This window comes from Actinoplanes lutulentus (assembly GCF_003259845.1).
GTDB lineage: Bacteria > Actinomycetota > Actinomycetes > Mycobacteriales > Micromonosporaceae > Actinoplanes > Actinoplanes lutulentus.
Genome location: NZ_QLMJ01000004.1, coordinates 265,663 through 289,515 on the forward strand (window position 1 = coordinate 265,663; position 23,853 = coordinate 289,515).

Below are 23,853 nucleotides of genomic sequence, written 5' to 3' on the forward strand. Positions count from 1 at the left end.
TCAGCGCCGGGTCAGAAAAGCAGCAGAACTACCGGACAGACCTCAGAGCAGGCGGCCCAGGTTCAGGAAGACCGTCTCGCCCGTCGAGTCGTCGAGGCCGTCGTTGTCGGTCACGGCGTAGGTGCGCCCGTCGCCGGCCACCGCCAAGCCCTCGACCTTGTCCTGCACCCAGCCACCACCGGCCTGCAACAGCGGCAGCAGGTCCTTGCGCAGTTTCTTGGTGACGACCGGAGTACCCGTCCACGTCGCCGGGACGTCGAACGTGTAGATCTTCTTGACCGCGGCGAGCGTGCCCCGCTGGTTGTCGCGCTCGATCACCGCGAACGTTTCGGCGTCGACCGCTACCAGCTCGGACAGGCCGACCCACCCCGTCGGGGCGGTGTCGAGCGGGTACAGCAGCCACGACCAGGTCTTGGTCACCGTGTCGTAGCGGCCGATCCGGGCCGTGTTCGCCGGGTCGCCCTTGATCGCGCGCTGGACGGCAACCCAGACGTACTTGCCCACCTCGGCGACGCCTTCGAGGCCGTTGCTGGTGATCGCGGCGGCCACGTCGGCGGAGAGCGGAATCTCTTCCTGCACCACGCCGGTGGCGTTCAGGCGTACCAAAAGGTTGGGGGCTTTGCCGGCGCCGGTGCCTTCGACGGACAGCCAGTAACCGCCCTGCTTGCGAGCGACGATGCCCTCGGCGTCATAGCCGGTGGGCGAGCCGTCCTTCGTGACCGTGAGTTGCTGGGAGATGACGCCGTCGGTCGACAGCGTCAGGATCCGGGTCGGGGTGTAGACCGAATCGGTCACCGACACGAGCTGGTCACGGCTGCCCGGCACCGGGGAGAGCGCGGAGAGCGCACCCCACGGGATGGAAGCGACCGACGAGACCTGCGTGTCCGAGCCCGGCGCGTCCAGCTTGAAGACCTGGATGCCGCCGCGGATGCCGATCGACGGGTCCTCCTCCTCGCTGGCGACGACGACGAGGCCGCGGGACGGCACGGCGACGACACCCTCGGGGGCGTTCGTGGTCGGCATCAGCTGCTTGAACTTCGGCGCGGACGGCTTGGAGACGTCGTAGGCCGCGGTGAAGTTGCCCCGCTCCGAGTTCACAAAGAGGTAGGGAACGCCGCCCATCCGGGCAAACGCCACGTTCTCCACCTCGATGCCCTTGGCATCCGAGCGCTTGTCCGGGTACTGGCCGTGCTCGACGGCGATGTGCTCCAGCGTGTTGCCGGCATCCCAGACGACCTTGCCGGTCTTCTTGTTGAAGATCGTCCAGCCGCGCGAGCCGCCCTCGTAGTCGCCCTCGTTCGCGGTGGCGAACAGGTCGTCGTTGATCCAGGCGACGCCGTCCGGCTCGCGCTTCGCGGTGATCGAACCGTCGAGCGAGATGGTGTCGTCGTCCAGCGTGTCAACGCCGCTGACCGTGACGGTTCCGGCGGAAAAATCAGAAACGACCTTTTTGGTACGCAGGGAGACCACCGCGAGATGATTGTTCTCCTGCAGAGACACGACGGCCTCGTCACGCGAGTTGATGCTCACGTACTCCGGTTCGGGGTCGGTCGGAGCGACCGCCGAGAGACCTTCCAACGAGACCTTGGTGACCTTCCAGGTCGCCACGTCGATCACGGACAGCCAGCCGGGCGGCGCCTGCGGGATCGCGCCGTCGTTGACGTCCTCGTCGCGCTCGTTCTCGATCGCGACGGCGATGTACCGGCCGCTCGGCGCGACGGCGACCGAGTCGGGCTGTCCGCCGAGCTCGATCGACCGGACGACCGCGCGGGTCTTGGAGTCGATCACCACGAGCTTGCCGGACGGGTCGGTGAAGCTGGTCCGGGTGTTGACACCGGCCAGCAGCAGACGGCCCAGGTGGGCGACCGACGTGGGCTCGCCGCCGACGGCCAGCGTCCCCGCCGGGGCCGGGCGCGACGGGTTGCTGATGTCGACGAAGCCGAGGCGCTTGCCGGGGCTGTCGGTGTAGACGACAGTGCGGCCGTCCTCGGTGACGGTCGAGATCTCGGCCGCCGCCGTGTCGTCGATCGACGAGTTCAGGTATGCGGGGAACGTGGAAAGGCGCTGGAACGTGTTGGCATAACCGTGCGCGGCCGCCGCGGTGGGCACGCTGCCGACGGCAGCCAAGGCCACGACGGTGGCAACCGCCGAGGTGGTACGGCGAATGGACATGCGCTCTGACTACGCGATGATCTTGTCGCTTTCATGGATTTCAGACGAACTGCGGGTGCCGAGGGGTGTCCAGAAGAGCAGAGCCAGGCTGAACCAGACATAAATGTTGCCGCCGAGCAGCTCCAGGGGCGGCCGGGGCCGTTTCTCCCACAGCCAGGTGAGGTGCGAGGTCATCAGTACATAGCCCGAAATACCGAGGTACGGGCGTCCCATCTCGACACATCGCACCAACGCCGGAATCAACCAGACACAGTGGTGGATCCAGGTGACCGGGCTGATCAGGCACCCCAGGACACCGGTCAGGGCGAGGCCGCCGACGACGTCGTCCGGCGCGCGGAAGACCCGCCATCCCCAGGCCGCCAGCGTCGCCACGACACCGACCAGCCAGACCCGGGACTCGACCGTCTCGATCGGCAGGCGCGCGAGCAGACCCCGCTCGGACTGGTTCGACAGGTAATACAGCAGCCCGACCCGGTTGGTGTCCCAGAGCGCCGACGTCCAGAACTCCCGGGACTGATCCGGGAAGAGCGCCCCGGCCAGCAGCGTCGCGGCCGCCGCCGATCCGATCGACGTGGCGAGAGCACGCCAGCGCCGGGTGACCAGCAGGTAGAGGATGAAGACGCCGGGTGTCAGCTTGATCGCCACGGCCAGACCGATTCCGACACCGGCCCACTTCCGGCCACGGGCCACGCCGAACAGCATGTCCGCGGTGACGAGGGCGAGCAGCAGCGTGTTGACCTGACCGAAGGTGATCGTCTCGCGTACCGGCTCGAAGAGGAGCGCGAGCAGCATGGCGATCGCGATCGCGTAGCGGAACGGCCAGCCTTTCTGCCGGATGTACGGCCCCGCCAGCCACCACATCAGCGCCGCGGTCGTCGCGATCGTCGCCACGCTCGCGACCGCCGCCACCAGCCACAACGGCAGGTAGGCCATCGGCGACATCACCAGGCCCGCGAACGGCGGATAGGTGAATCCGTACGGCGTACCCGGTCGCAGAAAGTCGTAGACCATCCCGCCGTCGCGGAACCAGTACTGGACCGCCCCGTAATAGACCTTCGAGTCGAAGTACTCGTTACGGAGCCCGGTGAAGACGATCGCCCCCACCGTGAGCAGCGCCAGGCCGACGAGAGTGCTGATTCGCTTCATGCAGGACTTTCCACGCTAGACAGCCGGCGAGCACGGTCATGCCGACGGCGCCCTGCGTCTTCGTGACGAGGGCCAGGTTGTATCCATCCGGCAGGCAGAGCGCCGCGGCCACCGCGAACGGGGCGACCAGCCACCGGGTCTCCTTACGCACGGTCGCGGCGAGCACGGCCAGGGGCCAGAGGGCGTACCACGGGTGGAACACCGGAGCGAGCAGCACGGTCGCGGCCAGCGCCAGGCCCGCGTAGTGCACCGCATCCCTGGAAAAAGCACGCACCCAGAGGACCACCAGCACCACGGCCAGAGTGATCATTCCGAGCACCCGGGTCACCGGCACCGCGCTCGGCACGCCGAGCACTTCCAGGGTCAGGCCCACCGCGGTCGGCAGCGCGGTCCACTGCACCGACACGCCGCTTCCGGACAGGCCGGTCACCCAGCCGAGGCCGAGGCCGGCGCCGAGCGAGACACCCACGAGAGCCGCCACCGCTCCCCCGCCGAGCGCGACCGCCGCACGCCACCAGGGCTTCGGCAGGAGCAGCAGAGCGAACGGCAGCACCACCACGGCGGTCGCCTTCACACCGACGGCGAGGCCGAGCAGCACGCCTGCCGCGATCATTCGCGGCCAGGTGATCGCGGCCTGCGCCACGGCCAGACCGGCCACCAGCAGGGCGACCATGACCGCGTCGTTGTGCGCGCCGGAGATCAGATGAATGGGCACGAGCGGACACGCGAGGAACAGCCACACCGCACGTTCCGGCGGCACACCGGCGCGCCGCGCCAGCATCGGCAGGCACCAGCCGATCACCGCGACACTCAGAACCGCGATCAGCCGGAGCACCGCCACGGTCCCGGCAAGCGACCCACCGACCGTCGCCGCCAGCGCCGCCAGCACCAGGAACACCGGCCCGTAAGGCGCCGGAGCGTCACTCCAGGTAGGCGAGACGGCGTCGGCCCAGGGACAACCCAGAAGATCAACCCCGCCGGAGTACGGGTCGAGGCCCGCCGCCTGCTGCCAACCCTGACAGGCGTACGAGTAGACGTCGTAACTGGCCAGCGGCAGGAACGGCACCAACGGCGCAGCCCAGAGCGCCGCCGTGAGATAGGCCCAGCGTAACGACGGCACATCCCGCCGGCCCACCCACCACGCGCCGATCAGCAGCACGGTGCCGGCCAGCCAGCTGACCGGGAGCAGCACACCGTTGTCACCGGAGAAGATCGTGCCCGGTGTCACGTTGGGTTTCCACGGGCTGGAGGCGCCGCCGAGCCAGGCGGCCACCGCCAGCAGCAGACTGCCTGCCAGCCCCGTGTATCGGACGAGGGACGGACGGGGCATGGCGACGACCCTACCGTGACAGGCTGCTACCTCCGGGAAACCGGTAGGGTCGGCGGGATGTGGGCCCGGCACCGGCTGGAATGGATCACCGCGCTGGGAGCGGCGATCCTCGGCGGCATCTACCTTCTGCTGCCCCGGATGGGCTCCGACCTCGCCGCTCAGGTGGCCCGCGCGGACTTCTTCGCCGGGCACGGCCTCACCCCGGTCGACCTGAGCTGGTACGCCGGCGTCGAACAGTTCGGCTACAGCCTCGTGTCGCAGCCCGTGATGGCGCTGCTCGGCGTACGCGTCACCGGCGTGCTCAGCCTCGTCGCCGGATCGGTGCTGCTCGCCGTGCTGTTCCACCGGACCGGAGCAGCACGGCCCTGGCTCGGCGCGGTGTTCGGCACCGTCGCGTTCACCGGCAACCTGGTCAGCGGCCGCGTCACGTACGGACTCGGCGTTTGCTTCGGCATCGCCGCACTGGTCCTGCTCACGGTTCCCCGGCTACGCCGTTTCGCCGCGGTCGCCGCGTTCCTCGCGTCCGCGACCAGCCCGGTCGCCGGCCTCTTCACCGGCCTCGCCGGCGCGGCACTACTGCTGACCGGGCAAAAGCCGGCACCCGCCGGACAAAGGCCAGCACCCGCCGGGCAAAGGCCAGCACTCGCCGGACAATCGCTGGCCGAAGGGCAATCGCCGGCCGAAGGATCGCCGGGCCGGCACCGGCTGGGCAGGTGGGACGGGCTTCTGCTCGCCATCCCGGCGGCCGTGCCGCTCGCCCTGACCGCGCTGCTGTTCGGCGACGGCGGCTGGATGAACATCAGCCGGACGGACACCGTGCGCGCCGTCGTGACCGGCCTGGTCGTGGCCGTTTTCGTGCCGATCCGGGCGGTGCGCGCCGGGGCGCTGATGTCGTCGGCCGGGGTGCTCGCTGCCGCGTTGATCCACACTCCGGTCGGGCTCAACGCGACTCGGCTCGCGGTGATGTTCGGGCTGCCGATCTTGGCGGCTTATGGTGCGGCGCTCACACGCACGGCAAACGCGCATATTTCGGAAACGGGCGCCCCGAAAAGGCGTACCCATGAAAAGCGTGACCGGATCGCCGGGATCGCGCTGCTCGCGGTTTTGATCTGGTGGCAGCCGCCGGTGGTGATCGACGATGTGCGCGACATCGGGAATCCGGCATCCGATCCAGCCTATTTTGAACCGCTTCGCGACCGGCTCGCCGCCGAGAAGTTGACCGGGCGCGTCGAGATCCCGCCGACCCGCGCCTACTGGGAAGCCGCCTCGATGGGCGATGTCCCGCTGGCGCGAGGCTGGCTGCGTCAGGCCGATATTGATCGGAACCCGCTCTTCTTCACGACGGTGCCCGGCGCGTCCGGAACCGGCGTCGAACTGACCGCCGACAGCTACCGCACCTGGCTCGACGAACAGGCCGTCCAATTCGTCGCGGTGCCCGACGTCACCCTCGCCTGGCCGGGAAGATCCGAAGCTCAGCTCGTGACCAGCGGATTGCCTTACCTCACCCTGATCTGGTCGCATTCTCACTGGCGTCTGTACGCCGTAACGAACCCCCGCCCGATCGTCCCAGGCTTGGTCCACCAGGACGCGGCATCAGTGATCTTCGACGCCCCGAGTGCGGGCTCGGTGGATGTGCGCGTCCGCTATCACCGCTGGCTGACCGTTTCTGACGGTGCAACGGTTAGCGCCGCCGGCGACTGGACCCGGGTGAACGTCCCGGCACCCGGCCGCTACACACTCACCAGCAGCCTGCGGTGAGGTTCGCCCGCCGCCGGTGACATCGACTGTCGATGCTCAGCGCGGGCGCTCGCCGATGTCGTGAGTTTGTGCCGCCATATCGACCACAAACTCACAAGATCACGCTCTGCGGCGCTGGGTTAGCGGGCGGCCTTGCGCCTTGCGCGCTGTTCGCGGGTGATGCGCTTGCGGTTTTCCAGGTCGCGTTTCCACTGCTCACGGGCGTGTTCGTCGCAGCCCTGCACGGCGCCCTTGGTCTGTGCCGGGCCGATCAGGGACCGGAATGCCCAGTCGTCGAACGTCTGGTGGAACCAGTTCGAGAACTTCGACATGGAGCTCGCCTCCGACACTTTGCGGGCCAATGGTTGGTACACCAACTATTGGTAGACTAACCGCTGACCTGAGGAGACACGAACCGTGAGTGATCCAGACCACTCCAGCACTGACCCGCTGGCGCTTGAGCAGCAGGTTTGTTTCGCCATGTCGGTGGCTGCCCGCAGTGTCGTGGCGATCTACCGGCCGCTTCTGGAGCCGATGGGTCTGACCCACCCTCAGTACCTGGTGATGCTCGCTCTCTGGCAGCACGCCCCGCTGTCCGTGCGCCGGCTCAGCGAGCTGCTGCAACTCGACCCGGGCACCCTGTCGCCGTTGCTGAAGCGCCTTGAGGCGATCGGATATCTGCGGCGGGAGCGGGATCCCGCTGACGAGCGCAGTCTCGCGATCACGCTGACCGAGCGGGGCCGGGCGCTGCGGTCCGACGCCGAGCGCATTCCGCCGGCCGTTGTAGAACGGCTCGGGATGCCGCTTGAAGAATTGAGAAGTGTTCATGCCGCGCTGACTCGGGTAATCGCTGCCGCTACTCGCTGAGACTGTCTCGCAAATCGGCTAGTAATCCGTCACCCGTATCGGTTGATCGGCGGAAACGTCACCCTTAGCGGCCTATCGCCATCCTCTGCGGCGCGATTCACTGAATTCCCGGAAATTTCCCGTTGTCCTGGGATCCGGCGAGGATGACGGGAGTCGACCAGCCGATGTGGATCTGCGGCAGCTGTGGCGAGACGAACGACGGCGATCCGCACGCCTGCGAGGCGTGCGGCCGACCGGCCCGGAGCACCGAGCCGACCCGATGGGACGCGTTACCGCCGAGGCCACAAAGACCGGAACCCCGGAAAACGGAGACCCGGCAGACCGAGCCCCGGCATGCGGAGCAGCCGAAACGCAACGATCTCCCGGAACGCTGGGAGCCGAGGAACGCCCGCAACGCACCACCCTCGGTAGCCGGCCGCCCATGGCCCCCGCCACCCGAAAACCCGCCACTCGAAAACCCGCGATCTGAAAACCCGCCACCCAAAACCCTGGCACCCGGGAACCCGGGACCCACCTGGATCCCGGAACCCGCCGACCCCGTCGACGACGAGCCATCCGGCCGCCGGCTTGTCCCCGCCGTCCCGATCGTCGTTCTCGTCGCGGCCCTGGCCGCCGCCGCGATCCTCGGTGGACCCCGCCTGATGGAATCCACCGCCGAGCAGGACAAGAAGACGAGCAGCAACGCACAGCGGCAGACCAAACCACCGCCGCCAACCCGCGAAGAAAGCGTCATCGAGCCGAAAAAGCTGGTCACGGTAGCCGACGACGTGACGCACGAACGCGCCCCCGAGGTCGCCGCGATGCTGGAAACCTATTTCACCGGCATCAACACGAAGGATTACGCCAAGGTGGCCGAGGTCCTGGACCCGGCCGGCGAGCTCGACCCGGACGACCCCGACCAGATGGCCCGGTTCACCGACGGCACCGCCACCGCGAAGGACTCCGACATCGTGCTGCGCGAACTGTCCGACCTGGGCCCCGGGCGACTCGGCGCGGACGTGACGTTCAAGAGCGAGCAGGACGCCGGCGACGGCCCGGACGACCGCCTCGACGAAACGTGTACCGACTGGCGAGTCAGCTACACGCTCACCGAAAGAGCCACCAAGGACGGTTACCGGATCTTCAACGGCGAGGGCACCTCAAACGCCTGCTGAGAAGAAAGATCATGACTCCAGCACCCGTTCCATCGCCGCCCGGGACCGCCTGGTCAGCCGCAGATACCGGTCGACGAACTCACCCGGATCGCCGCCGCCCAGAAGGAGCACCGCGCCCGCCAGCTCGACCCCGTGCCGGGGCAACTGGTCGGTGGGCCGGCCGCGGACCAGCGTGAGCGCGTTACGCACCTGAGCCGCGAGGGTCCACCCGGCGATCATCGCGGACGCGTCCGACGAGTCGACCAGGCCGGCCCGGCACTCCGCGTCCAGCGCCTCCATGGTCCGGGTCTTGCGCAGTTCCGGTTCGGCGTGGGCGTACCGCAGCTGGAGCAGCTGGACGGCCCATTCGACGTCGGCGAGGCCGCCGCGGCCCAGTTTCGTGTGCGTGTTCGGGTCGGCGCCGCGCGGCATCCGCTCGGTCTCGACCCGGGCCTTGATCCGGCGGATCTCGATGACCTGCTCACGGCTGAGACCGCCGGACGGATAACGGACCCCGTCGGCGAGCTGCTCGAACTCGGCGCCGAGCGACGCGTCGCCGCAGACGAACCGGGCCCGCAGCAGCGCCTGGGCCTCCCAGACCTTCGACCAGCGGGCGTAGTACTGCTCGTACGCCTGCAGGCTGCGAACCAGCGGACCCTGACGGCCTTCGGGGCGCAGATCCGCGTCGACGCCGAGAGCCGGGTCGGGCGCCGGTGTCTGCAGCAGCCGGCGCAGTTCCTCGGCGATGCCCCGGGCCGCCGTGCTGGCCTCGCCGTCCGGGGTGCCGGGCGGAGCCGTGTACACGAAGAGCACGTCGGCGTCGGAGGGGTAACTCATCTCGTACCCGCCGAGCCGGCCCATCCCGATGATCGCGAAGCGGAAGCCCGCCGGGCCGGGTTTGGTACGCCTGACGATCCGCAGCGCGGCACCGAGCGTGGCATCGGTGACGTCGGAGAGGGCCATGCCGATCATGTCGACGTCCAGCGGGCGCTCCGGGGCGAGCTCCTCGTCCTGACTGAGGATGTCGGCGCAGGCGATCCGGAACAGCTCCCGGCGGCGCAGGGCGCGGACCGCGCTGATCGCTTGAACAGGATCGGTGGCGTGCCGGTCACCGGCCGCGGCGAACCCGTCGAGCAGCGCCTGCCGGGGCCGGGGCAGCAGCTCGTCGTCGTCAGCGAGCAGCCGGAGCGCTTCCGGGTCACGGGTGAGCAGGTCGGAGGCGTACCGAGAGAGGCTGAGGACCCGGGCCAGGCGGCGGGCCACCGGGCCGCCGTCACGCAGCAGCCGGAGGTACCAGGGTGTGCTGCCCAGTTTGTCGGAGACCTGGCGGTAACTGAGCAGGCCACGGTCCGGTTCCGGGGCGTCGGCGAAGTCCTGCAGCAGCATCGGCAGCAGGGTCCGCTGGATCGCGGCGGTCCTGGTCACGCCGCCGGTGAGTGCCTCAAGATGCCGCACCGCGCCGGCCGGGTCCGCGAAACCGAGGATCACCAGGCGTTTGCGGGCCGATTCCGGCGTCATCCGCAGCTCTTCGGTGGGCACCCGGGCGACGGCTTCGAGCAGCGGCTGGTAGAGCAGTTTCACGTGCAGGCGGCGGACGTTCGCGGCATGGCCGACCCAGTCGGACCGGAACGCCTGGACCGCGTCACGCCCGGGCAGCGCGGTGTACCCGAGGGCGGCCGCGAGCCAGCGCAGACCGGCCGGATCGTCGGGCACGGTGTGCGTACGCTTGAGCTGTTGAAGTTGCAGTCGATGTTCGACGCCGCGCAGGAATCGGTACCCGCGGAGCAACGTCTCGCCGTCCTGCCGGCCGACATAACCGCCGGTCACGAGCGCGCGCAGCGCCGGGAGCGTGCCGGGAGCGCGCAGCGTCTCATCGATGCGCCCGTGCACCAGCTGGAGCAGCTGCACCGCGAACTCGATGTCGCGCAGCCCGCCCGGACCACGCTTGATCTCGCGCTCGACCTCTTTCGGCGGCACGTTGTCGATGATCTTGCGGCGCATGTCGCGGACGTCGGCGACCGCTTCCGGACGCTCGGCCGCGTGCCACACCAGCGGCGCCAGATCGGCCAGCCAGTCCTGCGCGAGAGCCAGATCGCCGGCGGCCGGACGCGCCTTGAGCAGCGCCTGGAACTCCCAGGTCCGCGCCCACCTGCGGTAATAGGCCTGATGACTGGCGAGGGTGCGGACCAGCGGGCCACGACTGCCCTCCGGGCGCAGCGCGGCGTCCACCGGCCAGGCGACCAGGCCGCCGATCTCGATGAGCCGCGCCGCGACGGTGGTGCCGGCCGCCAGATCCTCGTCGCCGGCGGCCACGAAAATCACGTCGACGTCGGACACGTAGTTCAGCTCGTTGCCACCGCACTTGCCCATCGCGATCACCGCGAGTCGCGGCTCCGGCGTCCCGGCCGGCAGACCGGCCACCGCTATCGCGTACGCCGCCGCGAGCGTCTCATCAGCCAGGCGCGACAGCGCGGCCATGGTGGGTTCAAGACCACGACCCCCGGTCAGGTCCGCGGCCGCGATGCGCAAGAGCGAGATTCGGTACGCGGTACGAAGCGCCGGAACAGTAGGAGGACGATCGCCCATCGAGTCCTCAAGGGCAAGGCGACCCTCTGCGTCCGGGGGAAGACCGCTCTTGCCGGTCGCGAGGGTGCGCCACTCGTCGGGGTTGGCCACCAGGTGGTCGCCGAGCGCCGACGAGGCGCCGAGCACGGCCAGCAGCCGGCGTTTCAGGCCCTGGTCGCCGTAGAGCTCGCCGAGCAGTTCCGCGGTGGCCGCGTTGTGCACGAAGACGCTGCCCGGACCGGTCGGCCGGGCGCCGTTGCTGCGCTCCGCGGCCCGGCTCACCGACTCGGCGAGGCGGTGCAGCTGACGCAGTGCGAGGTTCGGGTCGGCGGTCTTGGAGAGCGCGTCGAGCAGATCGGCGGCGGCCGCGTCGACCGGGCCCTGGGTCGTGGCGTCCCACAGCCGGAGCCCGTCCTCACCGAGCAGGTCGGTGGCGCGGGCGCCGTTGTCGGCGAAGCCGTACCGGGCGAGCCGGCTGGGCCTGGTCATCATTGCCCCAGAAGTGGCAGGGTCCGGCCGGTTCCGAGGTTCGGTATGTCGGCGTCCGGCAGGGTGCCCAGCGCCAGCGAGGCGAACCGCTGGGCGAACGGCTGCCAGACCTCCTCGACGTCAGGCAGCGACTCGGCCGTGGCCAGCACCACCGACTCCTGGTCGTAACCCAGCTCGTCCAGGGTGGCGGCGTCGCTGCGGGCCCAATTCTCGATCATCGGCACGTCGCACTCGATGTGGAACTGGGTGCCCCATGCCCGATCGCCGATCCGGAACGCCTGGATCGGAAACCGGCTGGAGGCGGCGAGCAGCACCGCGGTGATCGGCAGCTCGGTGATCTCGTCCCGGTGCCACTGGGTCACATCGGGCAGCAGCGGCACCCACTTGAACAGCGGGTCGGTGTCGGCCGCGTCCCGCTTGCCGATCAGGCCGGGACCGATCTCCGGGCCGGAGGTGCTGAGCTGCACTCGGCCGCCGTGCGCGGCCGCCAGCAACTGGCCGCCCAGACAGATCGCGAGGGTGGGCACGCGGTAGCGCACCGCTTTACGCAACAGCCCTTCCAGCGCCGGGAACCAGGGCGCGCCGGGCACGCCCGCCTCATCCGCGTACGCGTTCTGGTCGCCACCCAGCACAATCAGCGCCGCGAAACCGTCGAGTGTCTCAGGCAGCTCGTCACCGGCATGCGGGCGCAGCACGGTGAGCGGAAGGCCGGCCTCGGTCAGCCAGTCACCCAGCCGGCCGGGGCCGTCGGACGGATCGTTTTCGATGACGAGCGCAGCAGTCCCCACGCCGTCGAGGCTAGTCGCTCCGGCGGGCCAGGACCGCATCAGCGGCAGGTGCGGTCTCCGGTGCGGTTTCCGAGCCGGTTTCTGATGCGGGCTTCGTTCTGGCGGCAGGCACCGGAGCGGGGGTGCCACCACGCGGGCGGTCCACTCCGACCAGCCAGCCGGCCAGACCTGGTACGCGGCTCAGCGTGTACGCGATCGACCAGGACAGGACGACCAGTGCGGTGTAGAAGAACGGCATCCGCAGGTCGGTCCAGGTGGACAGTCCCCAGATGATCGCGGGGTGGATCAGCACGACGACCAGGCCGCTCTGCGCCACCGCGATGACGAACCGCTGGATCACGGCCGGCACGGCCGGCGTCAGCACCTCGGCGACAAGGACCAGGCCGGCGCCGATCAGCACCGCCACCAGCACGCCGAGCACCGGTGTGCCGAGCCGGGCGTACTTCATGTCGACGGTCTCGGCGAGCCCGGTCGCCACCAGGGCGGCGCCGGCCGCGATCGCCAGCAGGCCGGTCACCAGCGGCACCGGGATGCGCTCGCGGAAACGCTTGAGCTCCTGGCCGACCAGGATGAAGAAGAGCGACGGCAGGGCCAGGCCGATCCAGAGCGGCAGCGACGACAGCGACTTGCCGGTCAGGTAACCGGCGACCAGCCCGAGCAGGCCGAGCGCCCAGGCGGCGGAGCGCGGCGCCGGCTCCAGCAACCGGGCCAGAATCGCGGCGAAGAAGAGCGCGGCCAGGAACCAGAACGTGGTGAAGAGACGATTCGCACCGACCAGGGTGAGGGTGCGGCGCACCTGGTCGACGAACTCGTACTCGTTCAGGATCAGGCAGCCGATCACCAGGAACGGCACGCCGAGCAGCGCCAGCCAGGTCACGTACGGCCGGCCGATGCTGAGCCAGCGCCGGTTGATCTCGTCGCCGGCCGGGCGCCCGTAACGCCACAGGTACCCGGTCAGGAGGAAGAAGACCGGGACGTGCCACGCGTACACGGTGGGCGGAAGCCACGGCGGACGGTACGGCAGGTGTCCTGCCAGGACTGCGAGGATGGCGAGAACCCGGATCGCATCGAGGGCAGCGGATCGGGGCGGCCGGGAAGAGCCAATCACCGGCGCCACTATAGCCGCAACCTGTGGTTGTCCTGTAGACAACCTTTCGGTCAGCCTTGATTCAATGGGGGCATGCTCGCCGCGATGATCACCTCATTCGGCGGCCCCCATGTGTTCGCTCTGGACGAGGTGCACGAGCCGGTGCCCGGCCCGGACGCGGCCGTCGTCGACGTGACGCTGGCCGGCGTGAACTACGCCGACGTCGCCCGCCGCCGGGGTGTCTACGAGAAACCCGAACTCCCGGCGATCCTCGGCGCCGACGTCGTGGGCCACCTCCGCTCCGACGGCCGCCGCGTCGCCGCGCTGCTGCGTACCGGCGGCGGGTATGCACAGGTCGCGGCCCCTCTGCGGCGGTACGCCGTGGACGTCCCGCCCGGTGTCACCGACGAGCAGGCCCTGGCCGTGCTGGAGCAGGGCCTGACCGCCTGGCACTGCCTGCAGACCCTGGGCCGGGTCGGCGGCGACGACCTGGTCGTGGTGACCGCCGGCGCCGGCGGGGTCGGCCACCTCGCGGTGCAGCTGGCACGCTGGGCCGGCGCACGGGTGGTAGCGCTCGCCTCGTCGGAGTCGAAACGGGCGTACGCCGTCGAGCTGGGCGCGCACGCCGCCGTCGACTCGAACCACCCGGACCTGGGTACGGCCGTACGGCAAGCCCTGGGCGAGGCGCCGACGCTGGTGCTGGACGGTGTCGGCGGCCGGACGTTCGAGCAGCTACGGGCGGCTCTGGCGCCGTTCGGGCGGGTGGTGACCTACGGCGAGGGCGGCAGTGGCGCCGTGGTCGCGGTGGAGGATCTGATGACCGCGTCGACCGGGGTCCTCGGGTTCCGGCTGCAGCGGGTGCTGGACGACGAGGAGCTCTACCGATCAGGAGCGGCCCGGCTGTTCCACCTGGCTGGACGGGGTCTGCTGCGAGCCCGGATCGGCGGCCGGTACCCACTCACCGCGGTGTCCCGAGCCCACGCCGACCTGGAGAGCCGCAGAACCAGCGGAAAGCTGGTCATCGACGTACGCAAACTGCACTGATCGACGCGCCCGCGCGGGGCCGTGATGTCCAGCCCGTGCCATGTCATCGCAGCCTGAACACCGCTCTGAGCTACGGCTCGCCCCCGCGGCCGGGCAATCTCGGACCGCTGTACCCGCCGGAGTGTGCCTCCGAGACCAAGATCGCGCCTGACCTCCAACCCCGCACCGCGGTCACGGCCACACCCCGCCGTGGTCACCGCCGCGGTTCAGACGGGCGTGTCGATTTCGGGTTCGATACGCCCCCAAACTCGACACGCACCCCGCGAATCGCCCGCCCGTGTCGATTTCAGGTTCAAAGCCCGCCCAAACTCGACACGCGCTGGCGGGGTACTCGCGGCGTGCCGCCTCCGACCCCGCCACGCAGACCAGCCCCGGCCACTGACGCGAGCCGACCGTCAGGCCCGAGCCAACCGCGACAGGGCACGCCCGACCGCGGTTCGGCGTCACGCCTGACTGTGGTTCGGCGTCACGCTTGGCCGGTGAGCTGAAAGCTGGCTGAAAAGCTGCTGTTTTAAGCTCCCCGCCATGACACTGCAGCAGGAGACGCCCGGCATCCGGGTGTCCACGCTCGAGCTCTTCTTCGACCTAGTGTTCGTCTTCACGGTCATGCAGCTCAGCGAGACTCTTGCCGACGACCTGACACCGCACGGACTGCTCAGCGTCCTGTTGATCCTGGCCGTGCTCTGGTGGATGTACTCGGGGTACGCCTGGCTCACCAACGCGGTCGGCCCGATCACCACGACCCGGCGCACGCTGCTGCTCGCCGGGATGTCCGGTTTCCTGGTGATGGCGATCGCCATCCCGGAGACGTTCGGTGAGTACGGCTGGATCTTCGGAATCGCCTACGTCGTGGTGACGATCGTGCACTCGGTCCTGTTCCTGCGCGCCGGCCCGCACGCGGTACGCATGCTGCGGCTCCTCGCCCCGATGAATCTGCTCGCCGCCCTGCTGGTGCTGGCCGGCGGCCTGCTGCCGGAGCCGTACCGGCTGGCTTGCTGGATCGCGGCGCCGCTCGTGCAGATCGCCGCCGGGTACGCGCACCCGCTGGAGATGCACTCCCTCGCGGGCGGGCACTTCGTCGAGCGGCACAGCCTTGTCATGATCATCGCGATTGGCGAGTCGATCATCGCGATCGGGCTGGGGTTCCGTGAGGTGCCGCTGGACGGCGGGGCGATCCTGGTCGCGGTGCTGGGACTCTGCATCGCGTACTACCTGTGGTGGTGCTACTTCGCCGGTGACGATCGGCGCTCCGAGCGGGTGCTGGCCGGGTGCGTCGACCCCCGCCGCCGGGGCCGGCTCGCGCTGAACGCGTGGGGCTGGGGGCATGTGCCGATGCTGCTCGGCATCGTGGTGACCGCGGTCGGGATCAAGAAGACCGTGGGGTACGCGTTCGAGCCGATGCACTGGGGAACGGCGCTGGCGCTCAGTGGCGGTGTGGCGATCTATCTCGTCGGGCACGCCGTTTACCTGCGGATGCTCGGGCTGCCGGGCATCGGTTACCGGCTCGTGGTCGCGGCCTCGGTGCTCGCCGTGATCCCGCTCGGGCACTGGGTGGCGGTGGCGCAGCTGGCGGCGATTCCGATCATCATGTCGGCCGGTGCGATCGCCGAGGATCTGCCTCGGGTGCGGCGGCTCGGGATGGTGGCCGCCATCGGGGATTTCGGGCGGACGGAAAGTGTGCCCGACTGAGGCCGTTGGACCGGGTCCCGCAATGCCTTTGCTTGCGGGGCCCCGGCCGCGGTCTTCGCGAAACGTGAGGCTTGGAGCGTACTGAAAAAGGTTTTAGGAAATGCAGGCGCAGACGATCAAGGCGGCGCCGAAGTGCGAGGCCGCGCTGACGAGGGCGCCGCCGTGTCGGTCCGGGGTGCAGATGACCTCGCCGAGTTTGCCGGGAGTCATCCAATCCAGGACCAGGAATGCCAGGCCCATGATGCCGATGCCGAGCAGACCGAAAATGACCGTCGAGGCCAGGCCCTGCCCGAATGAGTCGTAACTGGTGAAGATGGCGGTGAAAACGATCGCCGCGATGCCGAGCTGGTTCGACGCCAGCAGCAACGATGCGTTCGGGTTGCGTTCCACCCAGATCAGGTCCCGCAGCTTGCCGGGGGTGAGCAGATCGATCAGCAGATAGCCGACGGCCATGAGGCCGATCCCGACCAGCCCGAAAACGATGCTGCGCCCGGCGCCCTCAAGCAGGTCTTCCAGCACGGCCTCTCCCTTGTCGCACGATGTCAGCACCCGACCGTATCGGAGACGATCTACCACGTCTTCAAGCGCATCCGAATTGTTGTCGCCCCAGTTCTGTGACAGATTCTCGCGTCGCGGCGCTGTAAGTACGGGAGGTCGCCTGTCTGGCGTCTCCCGCAGTGCTTAAACGGGGAGAGGCGCGGAGGTCGCATGCTGGCACCGGAGGAGCTCGACGCGGTCGTGCGCGCTGCGCAGACCGGCGACGAGAACGCGTTCCGGCAGCTCTACCGCCTGCAACAACCGGTTCTGCTTCGCTACCTGCGCGTGCTGGTCGATGAGGACGCCGAGGACGTCGCGTCCGAGGCCTGGCTGCAGATCGCGCGCGACCTGCACTCGTTTCGCGGTGACGGCGACGGGTTTCGCGGCTGGACCGCGACGATCGCCCGGCACCGCGCCATGGACCTGCTGCGAGCCCAGCGCCGCCGTCCGCAGCCGGCCGGTCCGGCCGACGAATACCTGAAAGAGATACGCGCGGACGACGACACCGCCGACCGCGCGCTGGAACTCGTCACCACCGATGCCGCGCTGGCGCTCATCGCGACGCTGCCGCAGGAGATGGCCGAGGCCGTGATGCTGCGGGTCGTCGTCGGCCTCGACGCCAAGAGCACCGGAAAGATCCTCGGCCGCCGCCCCGGAGCGGTACGGACCGCCGCCTATCGAGGCCTGCGTCTGCTCGCCCAGCGCGCCGCGGTGACACATTTTCCGGTACCGGCGCTGAAGGAGATGAGATGAGCAGCCCTGAGAGAGGAGGCCCGATGGACCGGAAGACAGCGGAGAGTTTGCTGCGCGGCAGCGTCCCCGGGCACCCGCTGGCTGACCTCCTGTCCGCGGCGAAGGCGCCCGCCACGGACCGGGAACTGGCCGGGGAAGCAGCCGCGATGGCCGCGTTCCGGGTTGCCGCTCACTCCCCCGACACGGCAATCACCCGGAGAAATCCCATGCTCAAACTTCTGAGCCTCAAGGTCGCGGCGGCCGCTTTCGCCACCACCGCGACCGTCGGCGGCGTGGCCCTCGCCGCATCCACCGGAACGATCCCGAACCCGATCTTCGCGTCGTCCTCGGCCAAGCCGTCGCACTCGAAGGCGTCGCCGAGCGTGTCGCCTCACTCGAAGCCGTCGTCCGCGCACCCGAAGCCGTCCGGATCGGCGTCGGGTTCGCCTTCGCCCAAGCGCCTCGCCGATCTCTGCAAGGAGTTCGACGGCCGTGACTCCGACGGCCGGCGGCGGGCCCTCGACGACGATCACTTCGGTGATCTGGTCCGGAAGGCCGGCAAGAAGGACCGGGTCGAGCGCTTCTGCTTCGACTTCGGCAAGCCGCGGCCCAGCGGCAGCGTGAAACCCAGCTATTCCGGCAAGCCTCAGGTCAGCTTCAGCGCACGGCCCGGCGAGAACGGCGGCGGGGATAACGGCGGCGGGGAACAGCCCGGCGGCGGGGACTGGGACAACGAGGGCAAATGAAAGCTGGCACCCGGTGGATCGGATCAGGGGAACGGGCGATCCATCGGGTGTCTTTTAAGGTCGGCTGACAACGGGGTCGCCCCCACCCCAGCGTAGGCAGCCGAACCAGTCAGGCGGCGGTGATCCTCACTCTCCACGGGGAGGATCGCCGCCGCCTGGCGTATCTGGCTCTTACAGCGCGCCGAGGTAGCGCTGGCGCTCGTACGGCGTGACCTCGCGGCGGAACTGCTCCCACTCGGCCCGCTTGTTGCGGAGGAAGAAGTCGAAGACGTGCTCGCCGAGCACCTCGGCGATGAGCTCCGACCCGGCCATCACGTCGATCGCCTCGGCCAGGTTTTCCGGCAGCGCCTCGTAACCGGCGGCCTTGCGCTCGGCCGGCGACAGCGACCACACGTCGTCCTCGGCGCCCGGAGGAAGCTCGTAGCCCTCCTCGATGCCCTTCAGGCCGGCGCCGAGCATGACGGCGAACGCCAGGTAGGGGTTGGCGGCCGAGTCGATCGAGCGGACCTCGACGCGTGCCGAGTTCGGCTTGCCGAACGCGGGGACGCGGACCAGCGCCGACCGGTTCAGGTGGCCCCAGCTCACGAACGCCGGCGACTCGGTGATCCGGTCCGGCAGCTGCAGCGGGAAGAGTCGCTTGTACGAGTTGACCCACTGGTTGGTGACGGCCGTGTACTCCCGGGCGTGCACCAGCAGACCGGCGATGAACGACCGCGCTGTCTTGGACAGCTTCTGCGGGTCCTCGCTGTCGTAGAAGACGTTGCGCTCGCCCTCGAACAGCGACAGGTGGGTGTGCATGCCCGAGCCGGGCTGGTCGGTGTACGGCTTCGGCATGAAGGTGGCCTTCACCCCCTGGGAGAGCGCCACCTCCTTGACCACGTGCCGGAACGTCATGATGTTGTCGGCCGTGGTGAGCGCGTCCGCGTACCGCAGGTCGATCTCCTGCTGGCCGGGCGCGACCTCGTGGTGGCTGAACTCCACCGAGATGCCGATCCGCTCCAGGGCCAGCACGGCCTGGCGGCGGAAGTCGCGCGCCACGGCGTGGGTGGTGTGATCGAAGTAACCGCCGGTGTCCACCGGGATCGGCACCGAGCCGTCGTTGGTCCCGTCCTGGATCAGGAAGAACTCGACCTCGGGGTGGGTGTAGAAGGTGAAGCCCTTCTCGGCGGCTTTCGCCAGCGAGCGGCGCAGCACGTGGCGCGGGTCGGCCCAGGCGGCGCTGCCGTCGGGGAGCAGGATGTCGCAGAACATCCGGGCGCTCTCGCCGCTAACGCCGCCCTCGAACGGGAAGACCTGGAAGGTGGTCGGGTCCGGCATGGCGACCATGTCCGACTCGTAGACCCGGGCGAAGCCCTCGATCGCCGAGCCGTCGATGCCGATGCCCTCTTCGAACGCCGACTCCAGTTCCGCCGGGGCAACCGAGACGCTCTTGAGCGTACCCAGCACATCGGTGAACCAAAGACGGACAAAACGGATGTCGCGCTCCTCGAGCGTGCGAAGCACGAACTCCTGCTGTCGGTCCACTTCCACCCCTAGTGCCGTTATCGATTCTCATGCCGAGACTACGCTGACCACCGCCTGTGACGTGCTCCTGGGTCGGGATCGAAAGGCCCGGTCTGGGGGAACAATAAGGGCCATGCCCACGCTGCGCATCGCCCTTGCTCAAGTGAACTCGACAGTCGGTGACATTCACGGCAACGCCGAGGCGGTGCGCCGCTGGTCCCGCGAAGCGGCCGGCGCCGGAGCGCACCTGGTGGCCTTCCCCGAGATGATGCTGACCGGGTACCCCATCGAGGACCTGGTCTTCCGCAACTCGTTCGTCGCGGCCTCCCGGCAGGCCCTCGACGACCTGGCGATCTCCCTGGTCGGGGACGGCCTCGGCGAGCTGGCCGTGGTGGTGGGATACGTCGACGCCGACGGTCCGGCGCACACCAGCTCCGACGCGGTCTCCGGCAAGGGCCGGCGGGACGCGTCGGCCCTGCTCTACGGCGGCCAGGTGGTCGCCACGTACTTCAAGCACCACCTGCCCAACTACGGCGTCTTCGACGAGGACCGGTACTTCGAGCCGGGCTCGTCGCTGACCGTCGTGCGGCTCGGCGGGGTGGACGTCGCGCTGACCGTCTGCGAGGACATCTGGCAGGCCGGAGGCCCGTTCACCGCGGCCCGGCGGGCCGGCGCCGGCTTGGTCGTCAACATAAACGCCTCACCGTACGAGTTGAACAAGGACGATGTACGCCTTCCCCTGGTCCAGCGGCGAGCCGCCGAGGCCGGGGCGACGGTCGCGTACGTGAACGCGGTCGGCGGGCAGGACGAACTGGTCTTCGACGGCGACTCGATGATCGTCTCGCGGGACGGCGAGCTGCTCGCCCGGGCGGGGCAGTTCACCGAGGGGCTGCTCGTCCACGACCTGGATCTGCCGGCGGCCGACGCGGCGCCCAACGCGGAGGGCTCGACCGACGCGGCGAAGCCACTGGTCGAGCAGTCGATCCCGGACGAGATGGCGATCCACCGGGTTTCCGTCCTTTCCTCCTTCGCCGCCTTGAACACTGCTAAAGACGGCGGCATCGCCGAGCGGATCTCCGACGAGGCCGAGATCTGGGCGGCGCTCACCCTCGGGCTGCGTGATTACGTCGACAAGAACCGCTTCCGCTCGGTGATCCTCGGGCTCTCCGGCGGCATCGACTCGGCGGTCGTCGCCGCCATCGCGGTGGATGCCCTCGGGCCGGAACGCGTCTTCGCCGTCTCGATGCCGAGCGGGTATTCGTCCGAGCACTCCAAGGACGACGCCGCCGAGATGGCCAAGCGCACCGGCCTCGACTATCGGACCGAGGCGATCCAGCCGATGGTCGACGGGTTCCTGGCGAACATGTCGCTCTCCGGCCTCGCGGTGGAGAACCTGCAGGCCCGAGTGCGCGGCGTGATCCTGATGGCCCTGTCGAACCAGGAGGGCCACCTGGTGCTGACCACCGGCAACAAGAGCGAGCTGGCCGTCGGGTACTCCACGCTCTACGGCGACTCGGTCGGCGGATTCAATCCGCTCAAGGACGTGCCGAAGACCATGGTGTGGAAGCTGGCCCGCTGGCGGAACACCCAGGCGAACGCCCCGATCCCGGAGAACTCGATCACGAAGGCCCCGAGTGCCGAGCTGCGCCCGGACCAGAAGGACTCGGATTCGCTGCCGGATTACGACGTCCTCGACCCGATCATCAAGGGGTACGTCGACCAGGACCTCGGCCGGGCCGCACTGGTCGAGGCCGGCAACGATCCGGCCCTGGTCGACCGGGTGCTCCGCATGATCGACCTCGCTGAGTACAAGCGGCGGCAGTCAGCGCCCGGGACCAAGATCTCGGGCAAGGCGTTCGGCCGTGACAGGCGCCTGCCGATTACAAACTCGTTTCGCGAAGGTGCAAAACCCTTGTGAAAACCTCCACTGACCTCTGACGGGCGGGCGGTTTCCGGTGCGATTATTTGCGCACCCGGGGACCGCATCCGCGCGGCCTCGAGGGAAGGAGATTTACGAAATGTCGGAAATTGCCACGCTGTACGGCGGTCCGCCTACGCGCCGCGTCCGCACCCGCGACCTGATCAATGCCAAGGTCCGCGGCGACCGCTGGCCGATGCTCACGTCGTACGACCAGTACACGGCCTCGATCTTCGACGAGTCCGGCGTGCCGGTCCTGCTGGTGGGCGACTCCGCCGCCAACAACGTCTTCGGGCATGAGACCACCCTGCCGATCACGGTCGACGAGCTTCTGCCTCTGGTCCGCGCCGTGGTCCGGGCCACCAAGACCGCGCTGATCGTCGGCGACCTGCCGTTCGGCAGCTACGAGGAGGGCCCCACCCAGGCCCTGCGCACCGCCGTCCGGTTCATGAAAGAGGGCGGCTGCCACGCGGTCAAACTCGAGGGCGGCCGGCGCGTCGCCCCGCAGATCGAGGCGATCACCGGCGCCGGCATCCCGGTGATGGCGCACATCGGCTTCACGCCGCAGCGTGAGCACACCATCGGTGGGTACCGCGTACAGGGCCGGGAGAACGAGGGCGCCGAGGTCATCTCCGACGCCCGCGCGGTGGCCGATGCGGGAGCGTTCGCGGTGGTCCTGGAGATGGTCCCCGGTGACGTCTCCAAGCAGATCACCAAGGAGCTGCAGATCCCCACGGTGGGCATCGGCGCCGGTCCGGACACCGACGCCCAGGTGCTGGTCTGGCAGGACATGGCCGGTTTGCGGACCGGCAAGGCGCCGCGCTTCGTGAAGCGTTACGCCGACCTGTCGGGCGCGCTCAGCGAGGCCACCCGGCAGTTCGCCGCCGAGGTCCGCGGCGGCGAGTTCCCGGCCGCCGAGCACACTTTCTAAGTCAGGCTTGTTCGAACCGCACCGTCCGGGTAACCCGGTCCGCTGTCACCAGGCGGACCGGGACTCGGCGGCCCAGCGGCAGATCACCCGTGCACCGCGCCCGCACGGCCGGCTCGTCGATCGCGATCATCGCGGACGCCGGCCGTTTCGCACCGGCCTCGTCCCGGTCCAGCACCGCCGCCTCGAACGTCTCACCGACCCGGTGCTCCAGCAGCACCGCCTCGGCGAGATCGATCGCGCCCCGATCCGCGGCCGAGGCGACCCGGTCGGTGCTGGACATGGTCTTCGGCAGCTGAGGCAGGGCCTCGCGGGCCCAGTCCGGAACCTCGCGTCCTTCGTGCAGCGCCAGGCAGACCTCGGTGGCGTACCGGTCGGCCAGCCGCCGTAGCGGAGCCGTCACGTGCGCATAGGGCGCGCCGACGCCACCATGCCCCGCCTCCGCCGGACGCTCCTCCTGGCCCGGCACGCCGAAAGCCGTGTAGCCGGCACCTCGCAGCAGGTCGGCGGCCTGGTTCAGGAACGCGGCGCCTCGGGGTGTGCCCGGGTCGACCGCCGCGATCACCCCGCCGACCGAGGAGCCGTCCGGCCACGGGATCCCCAGCGGGGCCGCCGCGGCGCGCAGCTTGGCGACCGCTTCCGGTTTCGGGGCCGGCATCGTCCGGAGCAGCCCGATCCCGCCGTCCAGCATGATCGATGCCCCGGCCATGCCGGTGAGCAGCGAGATCTGCGCGTTGTGCTCCTCGGCCGCCAGCGGCGCGCGCAGCACCAGGCGCCAGCCGTCGCCGTCGCGTTCGAGCTCCTGGGACGGCAGCGGAAGGTTCACCGCACCCCGGTCCGCCGCCCGTTTCGCGAGCAGGATGCCGATCTCCGGGAGCAGCGCGTACGGCTCCGCGGCCGTGCCGGCGTCGATCTCCTGCTGCACGCTCACATAGTCCAGCTTGGCGCGGCTGCGGATCCGCGCCCGCTCCAGCGTGACCCCGATGGTCCCGCCGTCCGCGTCCAGGTCGATCGTCCAGACCACCGCGGCCCGCTCCGCGTCCGGGAGCAGGCTCACCGCATCCTCACTGAGAACCGGCGGATGCAAAGGGACACGTCCGTCGGGCAGGTAGATGGTCTGTCCGCGTACCCAACTCTCCGCCGCAACCGTCCCGCCTGGCGGGACAAAGGTCGCAACGTCGGCGATGGCGTAACGAACCCGGTAACCGCCACCTTTACGCCGGCTCAGGTGCATCGCCTGGTCGAGGTCGCGCGACGTGGCCGGATCGATCGTCACGAACGGCACGTCCGTCAGATCCGCACCCGCCGGCCGCGTGGCCCGGGCAGCGGCCTCCGCCTCCGCGAGAACAGCGGCCGGGAACTCGTCCGGCAAATGCAACTCCTGCCGCAACCCGGAGAAGTCGATCTGCGGCGCAATGACCTTCTTGATCGGCACCCGACAT

General features: G+C 69.4%; 19 protein-coding genes. 9 read left to right on the plus strand and 10 right to left on the minus strand.

All coding sequences use genetic code 11. From position 1 onward, the window contains the following. Nucleotides 1–42: 42 nt before the first annotated feature. Genes B0I29_RS11485 through mptB form a run of 3 tightly spaced genes read right to left on the minus strand, consistent with a single transcriptional unit; the run spans nt 43 to nt 4,648 of the window. Nucleotides 43–2,172, minus strand: coding sequence for an esterase-like activity of phytase family protein (locus B0I29_RS11485; RefSeq protein ID WP_111648908.1), 2,130 nt, complete (start codon nt 2,170–2,172; stop codon nt 43–45). 9 nt (nt 2,173–2,181) lie between these two features. Next, a complete protein-coding gene (locus tag B0I29_RS11490) occupies nt 2,182–3,318 on the minus strand; it encodes a glycosyltransferase 87 family protein (RefSeq protein WP_111648909.1) in 1,137 nt (378 codons plus the stop codon). Further along, nucleotides 3,245–4,648 (minus strand): polyprenol phosphomannose-dependent alpha 1,6 mannosyltransferase MptB, encoded by a 1,404-nt coding sequence (mptB, locus tag B0I29_RS11495; RefSeq protein WP_111648910.1) that lies wholly within the window; start codon nt 4,646–4,648, stop codon nt 3,245–3,247. The genes B0I29_RS11490 and mptB overlap by 74 nt, the downstream gene beginning before the upstream one ends. Before the next feature lie 57 nt (nt 4,649–4,705). Here mptB and B0I29_RS11500 point away from each other — a divergent pair, with 57 nt between their 5' ends. After that, a complete protein-coding gene (locus B0I29_RS11500; protein WP_111648911.1) occupies nt 4,706–6,406 on the plus strand; it encodes a hypothetical protein in 1,701 nt (566 codons plus the stop codon). 119 nt (nt 6,407–6,525) lie between these two features. Here the strand turns inward: B0I29_RS11500 and B0I29_RS11505 are convergent, their stop codons facing one another. Next, nucleotides 6,526–6,717 (minus strand): hypothetical protein, encoded by a 192-nt coding sequence (locus B0I29_RS11505; RefSeq protein ID WP_111648912.1) that lies wholly within the window; start codon nt 6,715–6,717, stop codon nt 6,526–6,528. Nucleotides 6,718–6,865: 148 nt separating this feature from the next. Between B0I29_RS11505 and B0I29_RS11510 the strand changes: the two genes are divergently transcribed. Beyond that, nucleotides 6,866–7,252, plus strand: coding sequence for a MarR family winged helix-turn-helix transcriptional regulator (locus B0I29_RS11510; RefSeq protein WP_111648913.1), 387 nt, complete (start codon nt 6,866–6,868; stop codon nt 7,250–7,252). A gap of 143 nt (nt 7,253–7,395) precedes the next feature. Continuing rightward, a complete protein-coding gene (locus tag B0I29_RS45175; protein ID WP_146616763.1) occupies nt 7,396–8,406 on the plus strand; it encodes a hypothetical protein in 1,011 nt (336 codons plus the stop codon). 9 nt (nt 8,407–8,415) lie between these two features. On the opposite strand, the gene B0I29_RS11520 is transcribed toward B0I29_RS45175, so the two are convergent. Genes B0I29_RS11520 through B0I29_RS11530 form a run of 3 tightly spaced genes read right to left on the minus strand, consistent with a single transcriptional unit; the run spans nt 8,416 to nt 13,335 of the window. Further along, nucleotides 8,416–11,439, minus strand: a complete 3,024-nt coding sequence (locus B0I29_RS11520; protein WP_111648915.1) for a bifunctional [glutamine synthetase] adenylyltransferase/[glutamine synthetase]-adenylyl-L-tyrosine phosphorylase — start codon at nt 11,437–11,439, stop codon at nt 8,416–8,418. Then, the gene (locus B0I29_RS11525) at nt 11,439–12,266 is read right to left on the minus strand and encodes a type 1 glutamine amidotransferase (protein ID WP_111648916.1); all 828 of its coding nucleotides are present in this window, start codon (nt 12,264–12,266) and stop codon (nt 11,439–11,441) included. Before B0I29_RS11525 ends, B0I29_RS11520 begins: the two co-directional genes overlap by 1 nt. Then, entirely contained in the window at nt 12,238–13,335 is a 1,098-nt protein-coding gene (locus B0I29_RS11530) for an acyltransferase family protein (protein WP_146616764.1), read from the minus strand. Before B0I29_RS11530 ends, B0I29_RS11525 begins: the two co-directional genes overlap by 29 nt. 84 nt (nt 13,336–13,419) lie before the next feature. Between B0I29_RS11530 and B0I29_RS11535 the strand changes: the two genes are divergently transcribed. Further along, nucleotides 13,420–14,358, plus strand: coding sequence for a quinone oxidoreductase family protein (locus B0I29_RS11535; RefSeq protein ID WP_181557769.1), 939 nt, complete (start codon nt 13,420–13,422; stop codon nt 14,356–14,358). Between the two features lie 525 nt (nt 14,359–14,883). After that, entirely contained in the window at nt 14,884–16,047 is a 1,164-nt protein-coding gene (locus B0I29_RS11540) for a low temperature requirement protein A (protein WP_245972449.1), read from the plus strand. Nucleotides 16,048–16,140: 93 nt separating this feature from the next. Here B0I29_RS11540 and B0I29_RS11545 read toward each other — a convergent pair whose 3' ends face one another. Further along, on the minus strand, nt 16,141–16,566 hold the full coding sequence (locus tag B0I29_RS11545) for a DUF350 domain-containing protein (protein ID WP_111649160.1): 426 nt from the start codon (nt 16,564–16,566) through the stop codon (nt 16,141–16,143). A 189-nt stretch (nt 16,567–16,755) separates the two neighbouring features. Here B0I29_RS11545 and B0I29_RS11550 point away from each other — a divergent pair, with 189 nt between their 5' ends. Both B0I29_RS11550 and B0I29_RS11555 read left to right on the plus strand, forming a co-directional pair. Then, the gene (locus B0I29_RS11550; protein WP_111648919.1) at nt 16,756–17,337 is read left to right on the plus strand and encodes an RNA polymerase sigma factor; all 582 of its coding nucleotides are present in this window, start codon (nt 16,756–16,758) and stop codon (nt 17,335–17,337) included. Nucleotides 17,338–17,360: 23 nt separating this feature from the next. Next, nucleotides 17,361–18,062 carry a hypothetical protein gene (locus B0I29_RS11555; protein ID WP_111648920.1) on the plus strand — a complete coding sequence of 234 codons (702 nt, stop codon included), beginning with the start codon at nt 17,361–17,363 and terminating at the stop codon, nt 18,060–18,062. A 171-nt stretch (nt 18,063–18,233) separates the two neighbouring features. Here the strand turns inward: B0I29_RS11555 and glnA are convergent, their stop codons facing one another. Next, complete coding sequence (glnA, locus tag B0I29_RS11560; RefSeq protein WP_111648921.1) at nt 18,234–19,586, minus strand: type I glutamate--ammonia ligase; 1,353 nt, start codon at nt 19,584–19,586, stop codon at nt 18,234–18,236. 112 nt (nt 19,587–19,698) lie between these two features. On the opposite strand from glnA, the gene B0I29_RS11565 reads away from it, so the two are divergent. Together B0I29_RS11565 and panB are read left to right on the plus strand one after the other, a co-directional pair. Next, a complete protein-coding gene (locus tag B0I29_RS11565) occupies nt 19,699–21,483 on the plus strand; it encodes an NAD+ synthase (protein ID WP_111648922.1) in 1,785 nt (594 codons plus the stop codon). Nucleotides 21,484–21,583: 100 nt separating this feature from the next. Continuing rightward, nucleotides 21,584–22,414 (plus strand): 3-methyl-2-oxobutanoate hydroxymethyltransferase, encoded by an 831-nt coding sequence (gene panB, locus B0I29_RS11570; RefSeq protein ID WP_111648923.1) that lies wholly within the window; start codon nt 21,584–21,586, stop codon nt 22,412–22,414. 1 nt (nt 22,415) lies between these two features. On the opposite strand, the gene B0I29_RS11575 is transcribed toward panB, so the two are convergent. Continuing rightward, complete coding sequence (locus tag B0I29_RS11575; RefSeq protein ID WP_111648924.1) at nt 22,416–23,846, minus strand: RNB domain-containing ribonuclease; 1,431 nt, start codon at nt 23,844–23,846, stop codon at nt 22,416–22,418. Nucleotides 23,847–23,853 lie beyond the last annotated feature (7 nt).

What these genes read in the sequence shown, in the direction of transcription:
- B0I29_RS45175 (WP_146616763.1), top strand. Translation starts at nt 7,396, where the DNA reads ATGACGGGAGTCGACCAGCCGATGTGGATCTGCGGCAGCTGTGGCGAG.
- B0I29_RS11525 (WP_111648916.1), bottom strand. Translation starts at nt 12,266, where the DNA reads ATGCGGTCCTGGCCCGCCGGAGCGACTAGCCTCGACGGCGTGGGGACT.
- B0I29_RS11500 (WP_111648911.1), top strand. Translation starts at nt 4,706, where the DNA reads ATGTGGGCCCGGCACCGGCTGGAATGGATCACCGCGCTGGGAGCGGCG.
- B0I29_RS11490 (WP_111648909.1), bottom strand. Translation starts at nt 3,318, where the DNA reads ATGAAGCGAATCAGCACTCTCGTCGGCCTGGCGCTGCTCACGGTGGGG.
- B0I29_RS11565 (WP_111648922.1), top strand. Translation starts at nt 19,699, where the DNA reads ATGCCCACGCTGCGCATCGCCCTTGCTCAAGTGAACTCGACAGTCGGT.
- B0I29_RS11510 (WP_111648913.1), top strand. Translation starts at nt 6,866, where the DNA reads ATGTCGGTGGCTGCCCGCAGTGTCGTGGCGATCTACCGGCCGCTTCTG.
- B0I29_RS11520 (WP_111648915.1), bottom strand. Translation starts at nt 11,439, where the DNA reads ATGACCAGGCCCAGCCGGCTCGCCCGGTACGGCTTCGCCGACAACGGC.
- B0I29_RS11555 (WP_111648920.1), top strand. Translation starts at nt 17,361, where the DNA reads ATGGACCGGAAGACAGCGGAGAGTTTGCTGCGCGGCAGCGTCCCCGGG.
- panB (WP_111648923.1), top strand. Translation starts at nt 21,584, where the DNA reads ATGTCGGAAATTGCCACGCTGTACGGCGGTCCGCCTACGCGCCGCGTC.
- B0I29_RS11540 (WP_245972449.1), top strand. Translation starts at nt 14,884, where the DNA reads ATGACACTGCAGCAGGAGACGCCCGGCATCCGGGTGTCCACGCTCGAG.
- B0I29_RS11485 (WP_111648908.1), bottom strand. Translation starts at nt 2,172, where the DNA reads ATGTCCATTCGCCGTACCACCTCGGCGGTTGCCACCGTCGTGGCCTTG.
- B0I29_RS11535 (WP_181557769.1), top strand. Translation starts at nt 13,420, where the DNA reads ATGATCACCTCATTCGGCGGCCCCCATGTGTTCGCTCTGGACGAGGTG.
- B0I29_RS11505 (WP_111648912.1), bottom strand. Translation starts at nt 6,717, where the DNA reads ATGTCGAAGTTCTCGAACTGGTTCCACCAGACGTTCGACGACTGGGCA.
- mptB (WP_111648910.1), bottom strand. Translation starts at nt 4,648, where the DNA reads ATGCCCCGTCCGTCCCTCGTCCGATACACGGGGCTGGCAGGCAGTCTG.
- B0I29_RS11550 (WP_111648919.1), top strand. Translation starts at nt 16,756, where the DNA reads ATGCTGGCACCGGAGGAGCTCGACGCGGTCGTGCGCGCTGCGCAGACC.